We start from the raw sequence: 15196 nt of genomic DNA on the forward strand, positions 1-15196 counted from the left end.
CTTGAGTGTAAAAGAAAAATAAATTTAGCTTACCTAAGTACCAATATATAATATTACAATTTTGATTTTAGTCAAGAACTAAAACAAGATTTAAAAATATTAGAGATTTTAATAAAATATTGTGATGGAAGAAATTTTAGAGAAGGTATTAAACACTATAAAAAAGTATGAATTAATTAGAAGAAGAGAGAAAATTCTACTTGCGGTTTCTGGTGGAATTGACTCAATGACTATGCTTTATATTCTTCATAAACTACGAAACATCCTTGAAATTGAAATAGGCGTTGCTACATTTGATCATGGAATAAGAAGAGAAAGTGCGGAAGAAATAAAAATAGTTGAAGAATTTTCCAAAAAATTGAATGTCCCATTCTTCTACGGAAAGGGTAATGCTCTTGAATTGCATTTGGAAACAAAACAAAACCTTGAGGATGTTGCAAGAAGTCAAAGGTTTAATTTTTTAAGAGAAGTAAAAGACAAAAATGGCTTTAGTAAAATTGCACTTGCACACAATAAAAACGACTTTGTAGAGACATTTCTTATGCATCTATTTAAAGGATCTGGGCTAAGCGGGTTAACGAGTATGTTAAATAAAGATGGGGATTTGATAAGACCGTTAATTGAAGTAAAGCGTGAAGAAATCGAAACTTATGCAAGAAATGAAAATATACCATACGTTGTAGATCTAACAAACTATAACCTTAGCTATGAAAGGAACAGATTAAGATATCAGATTATTCCTTTAATAATGTCTTCATACAAAAATTTTGTAGACCACATCTTTAATGTTTCAGATATTATGTTTTACGATAATAATATTCTTGAAAAAATAAATAAAATAGAACTGAAAGGCATTAAAAAGAGTGAGAATGAGTATTCAATTGCACTTTTCAAGGCTCTTCATTTGTCAATAAAGAGAAGAATATTAAAAAAGCTTTTAGAAGAAAATGCTAACTTTGAACGCATCAATATGGTAATAGAATTTCTTAATAGTAATAAAAAAAGGATGAATATCGGAAAGGACCTCTACATTTCAAAAACAAAAGATTCATTTTATTTTGAACGTGCTTTTCCATTTACAATTGACAAATCTTACATTTTGGAAGTACCTGGAGAAACTTTAATACCTGAAGCCGGGCTTAAAGTAATTACAGAAATTGTAGATATTGACAAAGGATTAGATGGATTTAATCTAAATGATAAAAACATTGCTATTTTCGATTTTAGCGCACTAAAATTCCCGATTTTTGTTAGATTTAGAAAAGAGGGAGATACTATAGAAATTGAAAATGGAAAAAAGAAATTGCAAGATCTATTCGTTGACTTAAAGATAAGACGAGACATTAGATACAAAATACCAATTGTAGTTGATAATGATGATAAAATTCTATGGGTTTGTGGCTTAAGAAGAAGCACAAGAGCTCGTATTGAGAAAGATACAAAAAAAGCACTTTGTCTTAGAGCGGTTTTAATTAAGGAAAATTTATGATATAATTGCAGTATGCATGAAGATATTGAAAAAATCTTAGTATCTCAAGAAGAGATAAAAAACAGAGTAAAAGAGTTAGGAAAGGAAATTTCTAAAGATTATAAGGACAAATTTCCTCTTTTTGTTTGTATTTTAAGAGGAGCATTTGTGTTTCTTGCAGACCTGGTAAGAGAAGTTGATATCCCCATATCAGTTGATTTCATGGCAATTTCAAGTTATAGCGGGAAAACTGAATCAAGTGGACAAGTTAAAATACTTAAAGATTTAGATACTCCAATCGAAGATAGACATGTTTTGATTATTGAGGATATAGTTGACACTGGCTTAACTATGGATGCTGTGACAAGATTACTTAAAACAAGAAAACCTAAAAGCATCAAAATTTGCACCCTGTTGGATAAAGTTGAAAGAAGGATTATAAATGTCAAAGTTGATTACTATGGTTTTAGAATTCCAAATAGTTTTGTGGTGGGATATGGTCTTGATTATGAAGAAAAATATAGGAATTTACCTTACATAGGCATTTTAAAAGAAAGAGTTTATAAGGGAGGTTAATGAATTAATGGCACCAAAAAATGATAATTTAAAAAATACAATGATAAGAGAAGCAATTGGATGGATACTTCTAATTATTGTTTTATTCTTTGCTTCTAAATTTTTATTTAGTGGTAATAATACTACAGTTGAAACTATTCCATTTTCGCAATTTTTAAACTATGTTGAGCAAAAAGAATTTACTAATGTTGTAATAAAAACACAGGATAATGTAATGACAATGGTTGTTGGCACCTTAAAAGATGGAAGGCAAGTACAAGCAAAAACATTACCATATTCAACTGTTCTTGAAGATGAGCTAAAAAAGTCCGGGACAACATACGACGTTCAACAGACAAGTTCCACATTTGTTAATATCCTCTGGAATATTGTGCCATGGGTCATTATGATAGCTCTTTGGTGGTTTTTAATGCAAAGAATGCTTGGTGGTGCTTCATCCTCTTCAAATCAAGCATTTAGTTTTGGAAAGAGTAAGGCAAAACTCTTTTTAGAAAACAAGCCACAAATAACATTTAAAGATGTTGCAGGAGCAGATGAAGTAAAAGAAGAAGTTAAAGAGATTATTGAGTTTCTTAAAAATCCTCGTAAATTCACCAAATACGGAGCCAAAATACCTAAAGGAGTTTTGTTAGTTGGTCCTCCCGGTTGTGGAAAAACATTAATAGCCAAAGCAATCGCAGGAGAAGCAGATGTTCCCTTTTTCTCTGTATCTGGTTCAGAATTTGTAGAGATGTTTGTTGGAGTTGGAGCCTCACGTGTAAGAGATCTGTTTGATCAAGCAAGAAAATATGCACCATGCATTGTTTTCATAGATGAAATTGATGCAGTTGGAAGATACAGGGGCGCAGGAATTGGTGGTGGACATGATGAAAGAGAACAAACATTAAACCAACTTCTTGTAGAAATGGATGGTTTCGATCCGCATACTGGAATTATTGTTATTGCTGCAACAAATAGACCCGATATACTTGATCCAGCATTACTAAGACCAGGACGATTTGACAGAAGAATTGTTGTTGGTCTCCCAGATACTAAAGAAAGAGAAGAAATATTAAAGCTTCATGCAAGAGGAAAACCTTTAGCAGAGGATGTAAACCTTACCGCAATTGCACAACAGACTGCAGGCTTTACTGGAGCAGATCTTGAGAATCTATTAAACGAAGCAGCATTAATTGCTGTTAGAAAGGGACAAGAAAAAATAACCCAAAAAGAGATTGAAGAAGCAATAGACAAAATTATTGCAGGTCCAGAGAAAAAGTCACTTGTCCTTTCCGAAGAAGAGAAAAAAATTGTATGTTTCCATGAAACAGGTCATGCAGTTGTCACTACCGCTCTCCCTTCTGGTGATGTAGTTCATAGAATCTCCATTGTTTCAAGAGGCTTAGCTCTTGGTTATAATGTTCAGTTACCTGAAAAAGATAAATATCTTCAGAAAAAGAGCGAACTTATTAATAAAATTGCTGCACTTCTTGGCGGACGAGCTGCGGAAGAAATATTTATAGGTGAAGTTTCAACGGGGGCTGCAAATGATCTTGAGCGAGCTACGGATATTGCAAGAAAAATGGTTAGAGCTTATGGCATGTCAGAAAAGCTTGGTCCAATTACTTTTGGTAAGCAAGAGGAGCTCATTTTCCTTGGAAAAGAATTGGGAGAGCAAAGAAATTACAGTGAAAAAACTGCTGATCTCATTGATGCAGAGGTAAAAAGATTTGTAGAATTAGCTTATAATAAGGCAAAGAAAGTGATTGAAATAAATAAAGAACTTATCTTTGAAATAGTTGATGTTCTTAAGCAAAAAGAGACACTCCAGGGTGATGAGCTTAGAAGTTACCTCTCAAGGGTTAAAAAAGAGGCAGAAGTTAATTTCGAAAACATTTAACTTACTCGTTGAATATTTTGGAAGACAAAATTGGTGGCCTGCCGAAACGCCATTCGAAGTGATTGTTGGATCCATTTTAACACACCAAACTTCTTGGAAAAATGTTGAAAAGGCAATTACAAGATTAAAAAAGAATGGCCTTTTAGACCCTAAAGCACTTTTTAGCCTTCCGATAGAAAAGCTTGCAGAACTGATAAGAGAAACTGGTTTTTACAGATTAAAGGCACAAAGACTGAAAAATTTTTTGGAGTTCTTCAAGAATTATAATTTTGACCTCGATAAATTGAAAGATAAGGATATTTTTTCTTTAAGAGAAGAATTATTGAGCGTAAAAGGCATTGGAAAAGAAACTGCAGATTCAATAATTCTTTATGCACTTAATAAGCCAATATTTGTAGTAGATAACTACACGAAACGATTTGGTATGCGTTTTGGCATACTTGATGAAGATATTTCTTATGACAAGGTAAGAGATTTGTTTGAAAGCTCCCTAAAAAATAAGGATATTAACATTACCTTACAAACATTTAAAGAAATGCACGCTCTTATTGTTGAGTTAGGAAAGAATTTCTGCAAAAATAAGCCAAATTGTAACAATTGTCCTTTAAATAAAGATTGCCTTAAGAAAGGAGTTAAAAATGAGTATAGTTAGAATTGTAGATCAGGTCTCATACGACGAAGATTTATTAAAGGAAAAATTGACTGAGGTTTTAGATTGGGTAAATTTAAAAGAAGTCCAAGACAAAAAAATTTTGATATTTTTTGATTATTCAACGCCTAATTTGCTAATATTAAAAACATTGTTCAATCTCCTAAAATCTAACGGTGCAAAGTCTATTGAATTTGGAACTTCAGTAATGACGAAAATGCAAAAAAATTTGATATCTGAAATTGAAAAACAGGGTTTCATTTTGCATGATTTTAGAAATGAACCGTATGAAGAATTTGGGGTCGACTTAAAAAGTAAAAAGAGCCAACATTTTTTTGGATATCAAGTTCTCTCTCCATCACAATATCAAACAGAAAAAGCTTTTGAAAACTCAGACATTTTCAAGGTGAGAACTCTTAAAAAAATATTTATTCCAGAATCAATAGCATCAAGTGATTACATAATTCCAGTAATAAAACTAAAAGATTCCCCTATTAACAAAATCGGTGGATTTATAAACTCTTTGCTATATATGGTCCCAACAAACGTGAGATCTGAAATATTTCTAAAAGCACTCTCTTTGAAATTTACCGACGCATTGCTTGATGTTTATGGCGTAATAAAAAATTCAATTTTATTTGGTTTAGTTGATGGTATAGTTGGTGATCTAACTAAAACTGACGACGATGACTTTGGAGTACTCTTTTCATCTAATGATCTTCTCTCTTTAGATTCTGTAATTTCAGTTCTTATAGGTTTTCGTTCTTCCGACATTGAATCAAATAAGTTAGGTTCAATATATGACTTAGGACATGGTCTTTTGAAAGAAGTAGTAATAGATGGAGAAGATTTTATAAAGCTTAGAAAAGAACTTACAAAAAAGTTGAAGTTTAAAAAATACTTTGATAAGAAAATACATCCTCAATTAATAAATCAGGATAAAGAGATTGAATCCATAAGTATTTTCTGTCCAACCGGAGCAATCGAAAATAAAAATTCTCAATACTCAATAAATAAATCAAAATGCATTAAATGTAACTTTTGCGTGGAACTTGCGCCAAGTGCTTTTGATGTCTAATGTTTTATCAATTAATAAAATCCTTCTTACTATTCTAATGGTAGAGTAGAATAAATACTAAATCAGAAATTATTATTTCAAGCAATGTTATAGGAGCAACTCTCTTTATATATTCGCCCCAACTGACTTCAATTCCAGCGTTTTTGAGAATAGAAAGGCCAACTACATTAGGCGAAGCACCTATTGGAGTCATCGAGCCTCCTACATCAGTTCCAAAAGTAGTTATAAGAGCCATACTTATTATAGTTACGGGCACTTTACCCGCAAGCGATCTTATCAAAGGAACCATAGAAGCAGCAAATGGAACATTGTCAATAAAAGCTGATAAAATACTTGAAGTCCAAAGTAGGATGTTCTTAGTGATAAATGAACTTCCCTTTGCAAAAATAATTATTAGGTTTGCAATTGACTGAATAACTCCCGTCACCTCAAGAGCCCCGATAATTATGAATAGTGTTGCGAAAAACACAATTACTTCCCAATCTATCTTTTCCCAAATATTTCCTAATTGGCGAGCATTTAGTATCAATCCAATAGTGGCGCCAATAATTCCCACATGTCCTACGCTTATCCCAATCTTATCATGGATAATGAGAAATAGAACTGTAAGCAAAAAACTAAAAATACCAGAATAAAACATGTATGAGTCTTTTATATGCTCAAAAGGTTTTATTGACGTTACATAACTTTCACTTAATTTTTTTGCTTTAGCAAATTCATTTTTATTTACAAAATAGAATAGAAATGCGTTTAAGAAAAGAAGAATTATCACTAATGGTGCTAAGTAAATCACATACTGTTCAAGGGAAATACCTAAACCTGTTCCAAGAATAATATTTGGTGGGTTTCCCATAAGTGTTGCCGAACCGCCCAAATTTGATGCTGCTACTTGGGACAAAACAAAAGGAACAGGATTTGCATCAAGTTGTTTAGCAATTTGAATACTAAGTGAAGCCATAAAAAGCATCACGGTAATACTATCCATAAAAGCAGCAAGAACTCCAGTAACTACAGCCAATCCAATGAAAATTATTGAAGGTTTCCCTTTTGAAAATTTTACAACATATGAGCCCAAAAAATCAAAGAAGCCACTTTCAACAAGGATTCTAACGAGAATAAACATACCCAAGATAAGCCCCATGGCTTCCCAATTTATCAATGATACTACCTGCGTATCTTTTATGATACCTAAAATAAATAACAAAACAGCTCCACTCAATGTTGTTATCGACCTTGGCAATAAGTCTGCGATTATTAAAGCATAAACTAAAATAAAAATTAATGAAGAAGTTAGAGCTTGTGGATTCATGTTTACCTCCAGTTTAATCGCAAATTAAAAGCAATGGTTTTGGAAGAAAGGCAACAACCAATTTAAGAGTTGCATCTAATGAAAATGGCTTAAAAATGTTATGAAGAGTGTAAGACGGTCTTGGAGAACCTCTCGAACCAACTATTAAGTCAGAAAATTCTGCTCTTTTTAGAATTGAGTTAATTTCGCTTTCTTCTGCATAAGTGATAGTGTAATTTACATGATAATTATTAAGTAGTTCTTTGACCCTTTCTGCAATTTTCTCTTTAGGCTCTCTTAAAATTAATGCTTCAACTTCAGAATTCCAAAAAGAAGCTAACTTTCCAACCTCTACTGTTGCAATCTCTGAATATTTACTGCCAGATGTAGGATGTAGAATTTTTGGGGATTTCTTTATCTCCAGATTTTCGCCCAAAAGAAGCACCGGTATATGAGAGTTAATTAAAAGATTATAAGTAGTTGTTCCTATCTTTATCTTATTTGCCCCTAATCCTGCATGAGTTTCTATAACTATTAGATCAATATTTTTTCTCCTTGCATAATTAAGAAGTACATGCACAGGATTTCCTTCTATTACCTCTGTTTGAAACTTTGCACCCTTTTCTTCCAATAACAACTCTAATTTGTTAAGAGTTTCCTCTGCAAGTGACTTCATTTCTCTAAAAACTGTCTTTGTATAGTAACCAGCAAAGGGACCAAGATTTATAACACTTAGAAGAAATAGAGTTGAATCAGGAAAAAGATTATAGGTATATTGAACAACTTCTTCAATAATTGAGGAATTATCAATAAGAATTAAAACCTTTTTATACATTTTTTTATTTACCTCCTTGCTAAGTATTATTCTAATAATTTTGCTATTTTTTGCAAGTTTGAGAAAAGATTGTATAATTTAAAAACAAAAAATAAACTGAGGTGCAAAGTGAAAAGTGGAATTGTAACAATTTTAGGAAGACCCAATGTTGGTAAATCAACTCTTCTTAACTATATTGTACAGAGAAAAATATCAATTGTTACTCCAAAACCACAGACAACAAGATTTCGAATTTTAGGAGTAAAAAACCTAAAAGATGCTCAAATCGTGTTTGCAGATACTCCTGGTTTTCATTTGGCAAAAAGTGCCTTAAACAAGTATATGGTTAATGTTGCAATAAAAAGTCTTGAAGGGGCTGATCTTGTGTACCTAATGGTTGAAGTTAAAGACTATATTGGAGAAGAATATCCTGAATTGCTCAAACATCTTAAAGGTTTAACAGTGCCCGTATTTTTAGTAATTAATAAAATTGATATGTATAAAGATGAAGATATAAGGAAAACTGAGGAAGTCTTTAGAGGTCTTTATGATTTTAAAGAGGTTTTTAAGATATCTGCGCTAACTGGTAAGAATGTTGATGCTTTAATTGAAAAAACTGTCGAATATCTCCCTGAAGGACCTCGCTACTTTGGAGAAGGAGAAGTAACAGACCTTCCATTTCATCTTCAGGTTGCAGAGTTGATTAGGGAAAAGTTATATTTGTTACTTAAACAAGAACTTCCTTATGAAACCGCAGTGACAGTTGAGGAAGTAAAAGAAAGAGAAAATGGCGTCCTTTATATAAATGCAGTAATACATGTTGCAAAAGAGTCTCAAAAGGGTATAGTTATTGGAGCAAATGGCTCAATGATTAAAAAAATTGGAACTACAACAAGACTTGAACTTCAAGAAATCTTGAAAAAACCAATCTATCTTGAGTTACAAGTTAAAGTTGAGGAGGATTGGCCAAAACTCGAAGGAAAATTAAAGAAGTTAGGGTATATTATTGAATAAATAAAAGGAGGTAGTAAAATGGGCATTGAAGACAATTTAAAGTCATTAGGTTTAGAATTACCAAAACCATCAAAGACTCTTGGAAGTTATGTTCCAACTATTGTAATTGATTCTAAATTACTTTTCTTTTCTGGTGTTATTCCCGTTGAAAATGGGGAAGTAATAAAGGGTAAATTTGGTAAGAATCTAAGATTAGAGGAAGCCAAAAAACCTGCACAATTAATTGTGCTTTCAATTCTTGCCAATATAAGAGAAATAACTCAAGATTTTTCAAGAATCAAACAAATAGTAAAAATTGAAGGTTATGTAAATTGTACCGAAGATTTTGAGGATCAACCAAAAGTTATGAATGAAGTTTCTAACTTACTTGTGAGTATCTTCGGAGAAAGAGGAAAGCATACCCGCATTGCAGTAGGTGTAAATTCGTTGCCAATGGGTGCATGTCTTGAAGTAGCAGGAATTATTGAATTAGACTGATGGAATAACTAAGACAGGAATTTTCGAAAGTCTAATTACATTTTGAACTGTACTTCCAATTAAAGTAGGGGTAAATCCTGCACCAGTAGAGGCTATTGTTATCAATTGTGCTTTTTCTTCCTCTGCTAAAGATGTAATAACCTTTGAAGGAATTCCGAATTCGACTCTCAAAGTTACATTGAAGCCTTTTTCTTCAAGCTCTTCTTTCACGTATTTCATCCTTTCAAAATTCCTTTTTCTATATTCTTCAATTTCGAGCTTAGAAGAGCTCCTCCATGTAAATTCCTCATATTCAAGAACATTTACAACTATTACTTCTTTAGCACCAAATTCTTTCAACTTTGCTATGTAAGGAATTACCTGCTCGCTAAACTTAGAAAAATCGAATGGAAATAAAATTTTTTGGATCATCTTTACCCTCCTATTTTATAAAAATTAATCCAAACAAACCAATAAAAATACAATACCCAGCAAAAACATAAAAATTTGTCTTTTTTATCAATGGGAAGAATATCCATAAAGAAATTAGTCCTACAATAAAAGAAACTAAGATGCCTATTAGAAGATCAAGTAGAGTAAATGTACCAAGAACATTTCCTCGTACTTCCAAAAGGGTTGCTCCTAATATAACTGGGATTGCAATAAGAAAAGAAAATCTTGAGGCACTATCTTTATCTAAACCTGAAATTATTCCACCTGTTATTGTAGATCCTGATCTAGAAATACCCGGAGGAAGTGCAAATATTTGAAAAATTCCCACAATAATTGCATCTATTTGATTAATATCTTTTAAGGTTCTCTTATTTTTATTAGATAAGATGCTTGCTAATACAAGAAAAGCTGCTGTGATGAAAAACAGGTAAGAAACTTTTTTGGGATCTTGAAACAGTAAATCAACTCTTTTGGAAAACAAAACACCAGCAATTCCTGCAGGAATTACAGCTATGATAATCATAAGAAGAAGCCTTTGGTAAAATTTTTCTTCCTCAGTTTTCTTTTGCTTAAAAACAGTAATGAAACCCTTTAAAAGACCGATTACTTCCCGATAAAAATACACTATAAGAGACAGCAAAGTTCCTGCATGAAGTCCCAATGTAAATGAAAGATTTGGAATTTTTAAGTTAAACAATGCAGACACCAGAACAAGATGACCAGAGGAGCTTATTGGCAAAAATTCAGTTGCTCCTTGAATGATACCTAAAATTACGGCTTCCTTTAATCCATTCATTTATAACCTCCACTTTTGTAATTCTATCACAAACTTGTATAAATAGAAAGCTTTATAGTATAATTAAGTGGAGGTGAACATTATGAAAAAAATAGCAGTTCTTATTGAAGACAATTTTAACGAATTTGAGCTAATTTATCCCTACTATAGATTAAAAGAAGAAGGTTTTGAATCAATTCTTGTAGGCCCCCAACTAAAAACCTATCATTCTAAAGTAGGATTAGAGATGAAGGCTGAGAAATCAATTGATGAAATAAACTTCGACGAATTTGATGGTGTTATAATACCTGGAGGATATGCACCAGACTTACTTAGAAGAAATGAAAAAGTCCTCACATTTGTTAGAAAAATGTTTGAGTCTAATAAGTTAGTTGGTGCAATCTGTCATGCAGGATGGGTACTTATTTCTGCAAAAATTGTAAATGGCGTAACGATGACTTGTTTCTATTCCATAAAAGATGATGTACAAAATGCAGGTGCTAAATATGTTGATCAAAGCGTTGTTGTTGATAATAACCTAATAACATCGAGATTCCCAGGCGATCTTCCTGATTTCATGAGAGAAATAATAAAATTCCTTAAAAGATGAAAGAGATCTATAAAACAACATTTAAAGGGACCAAAATAAAAGTCCTACAGGGTGATATTACCGAGGAAAAAGTAGAAGCCATAGTTAATGCCGCCAACTCTTATCTAAGACATGGTGGAGGTGTCGCCCTTGCTATAGTTAGAAAAGGAGGGAGAGAAATACAAGATGAAAGCGATGAGCTTGTTAGAAAAAATGGACCAGTACAAGTAGGAAAGGCAGTCATTACAAAAGGTTACAGATTAAAGTCTAAATATGTAATTCATACCGTTGGACCACAGTGGGGAGAAGGTAATGAGAAAGAAAAGCTCAAAAGTGCAATTAGAAGTGTTCTTGAGATAGCAAAAAACAAAAACATTAGATCAATCTCCATTCCTGCAGTTAGCTGTGGCATCTTTGGATTTCCAAAGGAAGAGGGGACCAAAATTATTGTAGATGAATTAATAAATTTCTTAAATGAAAATGCTAATATATTCGATGAAATCCATCTAATAGGAATAGATGAAGAGATTCCTAATCTTTTCAAAGAGGCACTTATAAATGCTTGAAATTTATACGGACGGAGCAAGTAGAGGAAATCCAGGTGAAGCAGCAATTTCATTTATTTTTGTAAAAAATAATAAAATAATATATGTGTCAAGTGAATACATAGGGATTGCAACAAATAATTTTGCAGAATATTTAGCAATAATTAAAAGCTTAGAGGAGGCAAAGAAGAGAGAATCTAAGTCTGTTAAGTTGTATTCTGATTCTCTACTTGCAATATCACAAATAAATGGTAAATACAAAATAAAATCAAAAGATTTACTACCACTTTACGAAAAAATCAAAAATTTAATTAATGATTTCGAAAATCTGATCTTTGAACATATATCTAGAGAATCAAAATACACAAAAATAGCAGATTATATGTGCACATTGATTTTAGGGCCTAAATAAAACAATTTAAGGCATCAGATATTCAATTGTTATCTTTCTTTCTCTATCATTCCAAGTAATACTACATCCAATTTGTTCAGCAACAAACCTAACAGGAATCATTGTTCGATCATTTATAATTAAAGGTTTTATATATGGATTTGTAGGATCGATTGCAACTTCTTTTCCATTAACTTTAGCAATACTATTGCCAATTTGGAGCTCTATTGTTTTTTTATCTATTTGGATTGATACAACCCGATTCATGGCATCCCAGGTAACAAAGCCACCTAATTTCTCAACAATTGCTCTAATAGGAACAACAGTTCTATTCCAACCTTGAATTATAACGGGCGCTGTTCCTCTTCCAGGGTCGATTTCTTCTGGAAAACCGTTGACATACATAATGGGATTATTTATCTGTAAGATAATAGATATTATTAGTTTACCCTTAAACTGAATTGTTCTTGAAATAGTCGTCTCCTCGCCAGTTTTGGCTTTAGAAGTAATAAAAATTGAGCTCAAATAGCTCGAAAGGGTTAGTTTATATGAAAAATTTCCTGTAGTATCAACTGGTATTGTTAAGCCATTTATTTTGACTTCACATCCTGGTGTAGTTTTGCCAGAAATTGTTATAGTTTGAGAAGTAGTTATAAACCCATCCGGAATGTTAACTATTAAGTAAGGATTAATCGTTATACCTCCTGGATATACGTTATCAAACTCAACAATTTCATCTGTAACAGTTGCATATTTTGCATTTTGTATTTGTAAAATTGTACTCCCAATAGAGACACTCTTGAAGGCCAATGAGCCTATTTTAGCAGTATTAAAAATATAGTTATCTTTTGGAAACTCAATAAGAAATGTTAATCCTGTATCCGTTGGATTTATTAATACGACTGAGTTTAAAAATGAGGGTTCGAGGTTTAAACTTATGAATCCCGCCTTATTCTTGTCAAAAACAAGATCAAAAGATATTCCTCTAATGCCATGAGGATTTTTTACATAAATAGGAACTGAAACATTTTCGCCTAAACTACAGTTTCCCTCATCTAACAAAATACCTGGTGTCAAATTTGAAACAACTCTTACAATCGAATTAGAAGAAATTATAAGACCAGAATTTGTAGAATTTACCTTAATAATTACTTGAGTTGAGTCACCTATCTTTGCTATATCCTTGCTTTCAATTTTTAGCCGTATGCGTTTGGTATAATTCGGGGCAAGGGAAAAGGTATTGCTTTGCTCAAAAATTGAAAACCTAAAAGCATTTGAATTTGTTAAACTCACACTAAAAGAATAATTGTCAGATTTTAAACCTGTATTCGAAACAGTGAAATATATATTAACGAAATCATTTATGGAAATATTAGCAACATCAGGCGATACAGCCACTGAAAAAGAATAATCTAAATACTGTTTCTTAATCTCAAATACCCAAACTACATTATGAAATGCATCACTTGCAATTATATGCGAATTTTCTGTCTCAACCGAACTTATACCCAAATACTGAGAGTCGGTCTCAAATAAAGGTGCAAAAGTATTTGTAAATACAGTGATTCTGCCATTTTCTGTATTAGCTACATAAATATTTCCCTCATCATCAACTGCAACATCTTCAGGAATATATAACTTAAAATTAGATTTGCCAGGCCCTCCAAAAGAAGCAATTTCGCTAAACTTCAAATCATAGACGTGAACCATATTATCTTCTAAAGATGTAATAAATACTCTTCCTTTAGAATCGAAAGCTATTCCGGATGGATATTTACAAACTTTAAAACTTCCTATAATTTTAAAATTATCGTCGAATTTAAAAACTGTGTTTTTATCTTGAGAAGTAGCCCAGTAATATCCATTATAGAACGTTATTTTTTTGAGTAAACCAAAATTTGAGTTAATAATGTTTTGTTTAAATGTACCCTTTGAATCAAAAAGAAGAATTTGGTTGTTGCCTATAGCTATTGCATTTCCTCTTTTATCTGCATAGACTGATATTAAAGAAGGTAGACTCTGAGTTCCAATTTTATTTATTCGAAAAACAAGACTACCATCAGAGCCAAATTTTAATATTTCACTTTGATCAAGATTTCCTTTGTTTAAAATCCACGTATTTCCATTTTCATCAAGAGATGCACTTAATGGATTTAAAAGAATACCTTTCGCTGAGTCTCTAATAAAATCTTTTTTATTTATAAAATATCCAAGAGTATTAAAAACTGAAAGTCTTGTAACTGTCGGATATCCGAAAGGAGCGTTAGGGTTTGATTGGAGAAAAAAATAATAACCTGAGTCAAAAACATAAACACTATTTGTCAAACTCACAGCAATTCCAGAAGGAGTTAAAAATGAGCCATCAGGTATAGAAGTAGTGCTGTTAGAAAAATTCCCAAAAGTATTAACCAACTGATAATTAGAATTAAATATTGCAACCTTTGGAGTATTGGTTGAATTGTTATTTAGTCCCCTATCAACTACATAGATATTTCCTTTAGAGTCAACCGAAACATCTGATGGAAATACAAGGATCCCGTCACCAAAAGTTTTCAATAACCTTAACGTGGAATCAAAAGTATAAATTTTGCTTTCTTTACCAGAAACCGCATAGATATATCCTTTGGCATCCGAAGTTAAACCTAAAGGAGTTAATATATCTATAGAAGATATTATCTTCCCATTAAAATCAGTTTTATAAATTTTATTCGAAAAATAATCCGAAACAAAAATATTTGTTGTGGTAACCGCAATTCCTATTGGTGAAGTAAAATTTGAATTTGTCAAAGTTCTTATAAAAAGTCCATTTTTATCGTAAATTTTAACTTCTTTTCTAAAAGGATCTACAATGTAGAAATTACCATTAAAATATGCTATATCTGTAGGATAAGTAAAATTCCTTAATGAACCAAAAGAAAATTTTTCCTCCAATAATGGAGTTAAAACATGAACACGGCCATAGGAATTATCAATAACCGCTATATATCCGTCATCTGTCACAGTAATTCCTTGCATAGGAAAAATGTATCTTGTATCAAAATCGTCTTCAAAAAAATTAACTTCCGCAAGCGTTGCACTACCTATAAAATCGTACTGCGGAACTCCAATATTCAAAATTGGATTAATTGAAGAAATTGTGGAGGCGTTTATAGAGCTCGGTCTAATAAAAGGCGCTGTAATAAATAGAATCAAAAAGACGAGTAATACCTTTCTCATTATAC

General features: G+C 31.9%; 15 protein-coding genes. 10 read left to right on the top strand and 5 right to left on the bottom strand.

Going from position 1 to position 15196, the window contains the following annotated elements; genetic code table 11:
* The first annotated feature begins 124 nt into the window (after positions 1-124).
* From tilS to ACMV0E_RS01730, 5 genes are read left to right on the top strand one after another with little or no spacing between them, the layout of a single operon-like run.
* Entirely contained in the window at positions 125-1489 is a 1365-nt protein-coding gene (tilS, locus tag ACMV0E_RS01710) for a tRNA lysidine(34) synthetase TilS (RefSeq protein ID WP_416084644.1), read from the top strand.
* A 12-nt stretch (positions 1490-1501) separates the two neighbouring features.
* Positions 1502-2044, top strand: coding sequence for a hypoxanthine phosphoribosyltransferase (gene hpt / locus ACMV0E_RS01715; RefSeq protein ID WP_416084645.1), 543 nt, complete (start codon positions 1502-1504; stop codon positions 2042-2044).
* 7 nt (positions 2045-2051) lie between these two features.
* Positions 2052-3923, top strand: coding sequence for an ATP-dependent zinc metalloprotease FtsH (gene ftsH, locus ACMV0E_RS01720; RefSeq protein ID WP_416084646.1), 1872 nt, complete (start codon positions 2052-2054; stop codon positions 3921-3923).
* Positions 3859-4575 carry an endonuclease III domain-containing protein gene (locus tag ACMV0E_RS01725; protein ID WP_416084647.1) on the top strand — a complete coding sequence of 239 codons (717 nt, stop codon included), beginning with the start codon at positions 3859-3861 and terminating at the stop codon, positions 4573-4575. Before ftsH ends, ACMV0E_RS01725 begins: the two co-directional genes overlap by 65 nt.
* Positions 4562-5650 carry a DUF362 domain-containing protein gene (locus tag ACMV0E_RS01730; RefSeq protein WP_416084648.1) on the top strand — a complete coding sequence of 363 codons (1089 nt, stop codon included), beginning with the start codon at positions 4562-4564 and terminating at the stop codon, positions 5648-5650. The genes ACMV0E_RS01725 and ACMV0E_RS01730 overlap by 14 nt, the downstream gene beginning before the upstream one ends.
* Before the next feature lie 34 nt (positions 5651-5684).
* Here the strand turns inward: ACMV0E_RS01730 and ACMV0E_RS01735 are convergent, their stop codons facing one another.
* Together ACMV0E_RS01735 and ACMV0E_RS01740 are read right to left on the bottom strand one after the other, a co-directional pair.
* A complete protein-coding gene (locus tag ACMV0E_RS01735; protein ID WP_416084649.1) occupies positions 5685-6959 on the bottom strand; it encodes an ArsB/NhaD family transporter in 1275 nt (424 codons plus the stop codon).
* Between the two features lie 13 nt (positions 6960-6972).
* Complete coding sequence (locus ACMV0E_RS01740; RefSeq protein ID WP_416084650.1) at positions 6973-7773, bottom strand: universal stress protein; 801 nt, start codon at positions 7771-7773, stop codon at positions 6973-6975.
* Between the two features lie 108 nt (positions 7774-7881).
* Here ACMV0E_RS01740 and era point away from each other — a divergent pair, with 108 nt between their 5' ends.
* Both era and ACMV0E_RS01750 read left to right on the top strand, forming a co-directional pair.
* The gene (era, locus tag ACMV0E_RS01745) at positions 7882-8766 is read left to right on the top strand and encodes a GTPase Era (protein WP_416084651.1); all 885 of its coding nucleotides are present in this window, start codon (positions 7882-7884) and stop codon (positions 8764-8766) included.
* A gap of 18 nt (positions 8767-8784) precedes the next feature.
* On the top strand, positions 8785-9243 hold the full coding sequence (locus ACMV0E_RS01750) for a RidA family protein (protein ID WP_416084652.1): 459 nt from the start codon (positions 8785-8787) through the stop codon (positions 9241-9243).
* On the opposite strand, the gene ACMV0E_RS01755 is transcribed toward ACMV0E_RS01750, so the two are convergent.
* Both ACMV0E_RS01755 and uppP read right to left on the bottom strand, forming a co-directional pair.
* Positions 9235-9654, bottom strand: a complete 420-nt coding sequence (locus ACMV0E_RS01755; protein WP_416084653.1) for a universal stress protein — start codon at positions 9652-9654, stop codon at positions 9235-9237. The two genes, ACMV0E_RS01750 and ACMV0E_RS01755, sit on opposite strands and share 9 nt — an antisense overlap.
* A 10-nt stretch (positions 9655-9664) precedes the next feature.
* The gene (gene uppP / locus ACMV0E_RS01760; RefSeq protein WP_416084654.1) at positions 9665-10471 is read right to left on the bottom strand and encodes an undecaprenyl-diphosphatase UppP; all 807 of its coding nucleotides are present in this window, start codon (positions 10469-10471) and stop codon (positions 9665-9667) included.
* A gap of 82 nt (positions 10472-10553) precedes the next feature.
* Here uppP and ACMV0E_RS01765 point away from each other — a divergent pair, with 82 nt between their 5' ends.
* The 3 genes from ACMV0E_RS01765 to ACMV0E_RS01775 are packed head-to-tail and all read left to right on the top strand — an operon-like array spanning position 10554 to position 11996.
* Positions 10554-11060 carry a type 1 glutamine amidotransferase domain-containing protein gene (locus tag ACMV0E_RS01765; RefSeq protein WP_416084655.1) on the top strand — a complete coding sequence of 169 codons (507 nt, stop codon included), beginning with the start codon at positions 10554-10556 and terminating at the stop codon, positions 11058-11060.
* Complete coding sequence (locus ACMV0E_RS01770; protein WP_416084656.1) at positions 11057-11605, top strand: macro domain-containing protein; 549 nt, start codon at positions 11057-11059, stop codon at positions 11603-11605. The genes ACMV0E_RS01765 and ACMV0E_RS01770 overlap by 4 nt, the downstream gene beginning before the upstream one ends.
* Positions 11598-11996, top strand: coding sequence for a ribonuclease HI family protein (locus tag ACMV0E_RS01775; RefSeq protein WP_416084657.1), 399 nt, complete (start codon positions 11598-11600; stop codon positions 11994-11996). The genes ACMV0E_RS01770 and ACMV0E_RS01775 overlap by 8 nt, the downstream gene beginning before the upstream one ends.
* 6 nt (positions 11997-12002) lie before the next feature.
* On the opposite strand, the gene ACMV0E_RS01780 is transcribed toward ACMV0E_RS01775, so the two are convergent.
* Entirely contained in the window at positions 12003-15191 is a 3189-nt protein-coding gene (locus tag ACMV0E_RS01780; RefSeq protein ID WP_416084658.1) for a stalk domain-containing protein, read from the bottom strand.
* Between the last annotated feature and the right edge of the window lie 5 nt (positions 15192-15196).

It is taken from the genome of Caldisericum insulae, from assembly GCF_047785965.1.
Taxonomy (GTDB): Bacteria; Caldisericota; Caldisericia; order Caldisericales; family Caldisericaceae; genus Caldisericum; species Caldisericum exile_A.

What these genes read in the sequence shown, in the direction of transcription:
- ACMV0E_RS01755 (WP_416084653.1), bottom strand. Translation starts at nt 9,654, where the DNA reads ATGATCCAAAAAATTTTATTTCCATTCGATTTTTCTAAGTTTAGCGAG.
- ACMV0E_RS01770 (WP_416084656.1), top strand. Translation starts at nt 11,057, where the DNA reads ATGAAAGAGATCTATAAAACAACATTTAAAGGGACCAAAATAAAAGTC.
- ACMV0E_RS01765 (WP_416084655.1), top strand. Translation starts at nt 10,554, where the DNA reads ATGAAAAAAATAGCAGTTCTTATTGAAGACAATTTTAACGAATTTGAG.
- tilS (WP_416084644.1), top strand. Translation starts at nt 125, where the DNA reads ATGGAAGAAATTTTAGAGAAGGTATTAAACACTATAAAAAAGTATGAA.
- ACMV0E_RS01750 (WP_416084652.1), top strand. Translation starts at nt 8,785, where the DNA reads ATGGGCATTGAAGACAATTTAAAGTCATTAGGTTTAGAATTACCAAAA.
- ACMV0E_RS01740 (WP_416084650.1), bottom strand. Translation starts at nt 7,773, where the DNA reads ATGTATAAAAAGGTTTTAATTCTTATTGATAATTCCTCAATTATTGAA.
- ACMV0E_RS01730 (WP_416084648.1), top strand. Translation starts at nt 4,562, where the DNA reads ATGAGTATAGTTAGAATTGTAGATCAGGTCTCATACGACGAAGATTTA.
- ACMV0E_RS01780 (WP_416084658.1), bottom strand. Translation starts at nt 15,191, where the DNA reads ATGAGAAAGGTATTACTCGTCTTTTTGATTCTATTTATTACAGCGCCT.
- uppP (WP_416084654.1), bottom strand. Translation starts at nt 10,471, where the DNA reads ATGAATGGATTAAAGGAAGCCGTAATTTTAGGTATCATTCAAGGAGCA.
- ACMV0E_RS01735 (WP_416084649.1), bottom strand. Translation starts at nt 6,959, where the DNA reads ATGAATCCACAAGCTCTAACTTCTTCATTAATTTTTATTTTAGTTTAT.
- ACMV0E_RS01725 (WP_416084647.1), top strand. Translation starts at nt 3,859, where the DNA reads ATGAGCTTAGAAGTTACCTCTCAAGGGTTAAAAAAGAGGCAGAAGTTA.
- ACMV0E_RS01775 (WP_416084657.1), top strand. Translation starts at nt 11,598, where the DNA reads ATGCTTGAAATTTATACGGACGGAGCAAGTAGAGGAAATCCAGGTGAA.
- hpt (WP_416084645.1), top strand. Translation starts at nt 1,502, where the DNA reads ATGCATGAAGATATTGAAAAAATCTTAGTATCTCAAGAAGAGATAAAA.
- ftsH (WP_416084646.1), top strand. Translation starts at nt 2,052, where the DNA reads ATGGCACCAAAAAATGATAATTTAAAAAATACAATGATAAGAGAAGCA.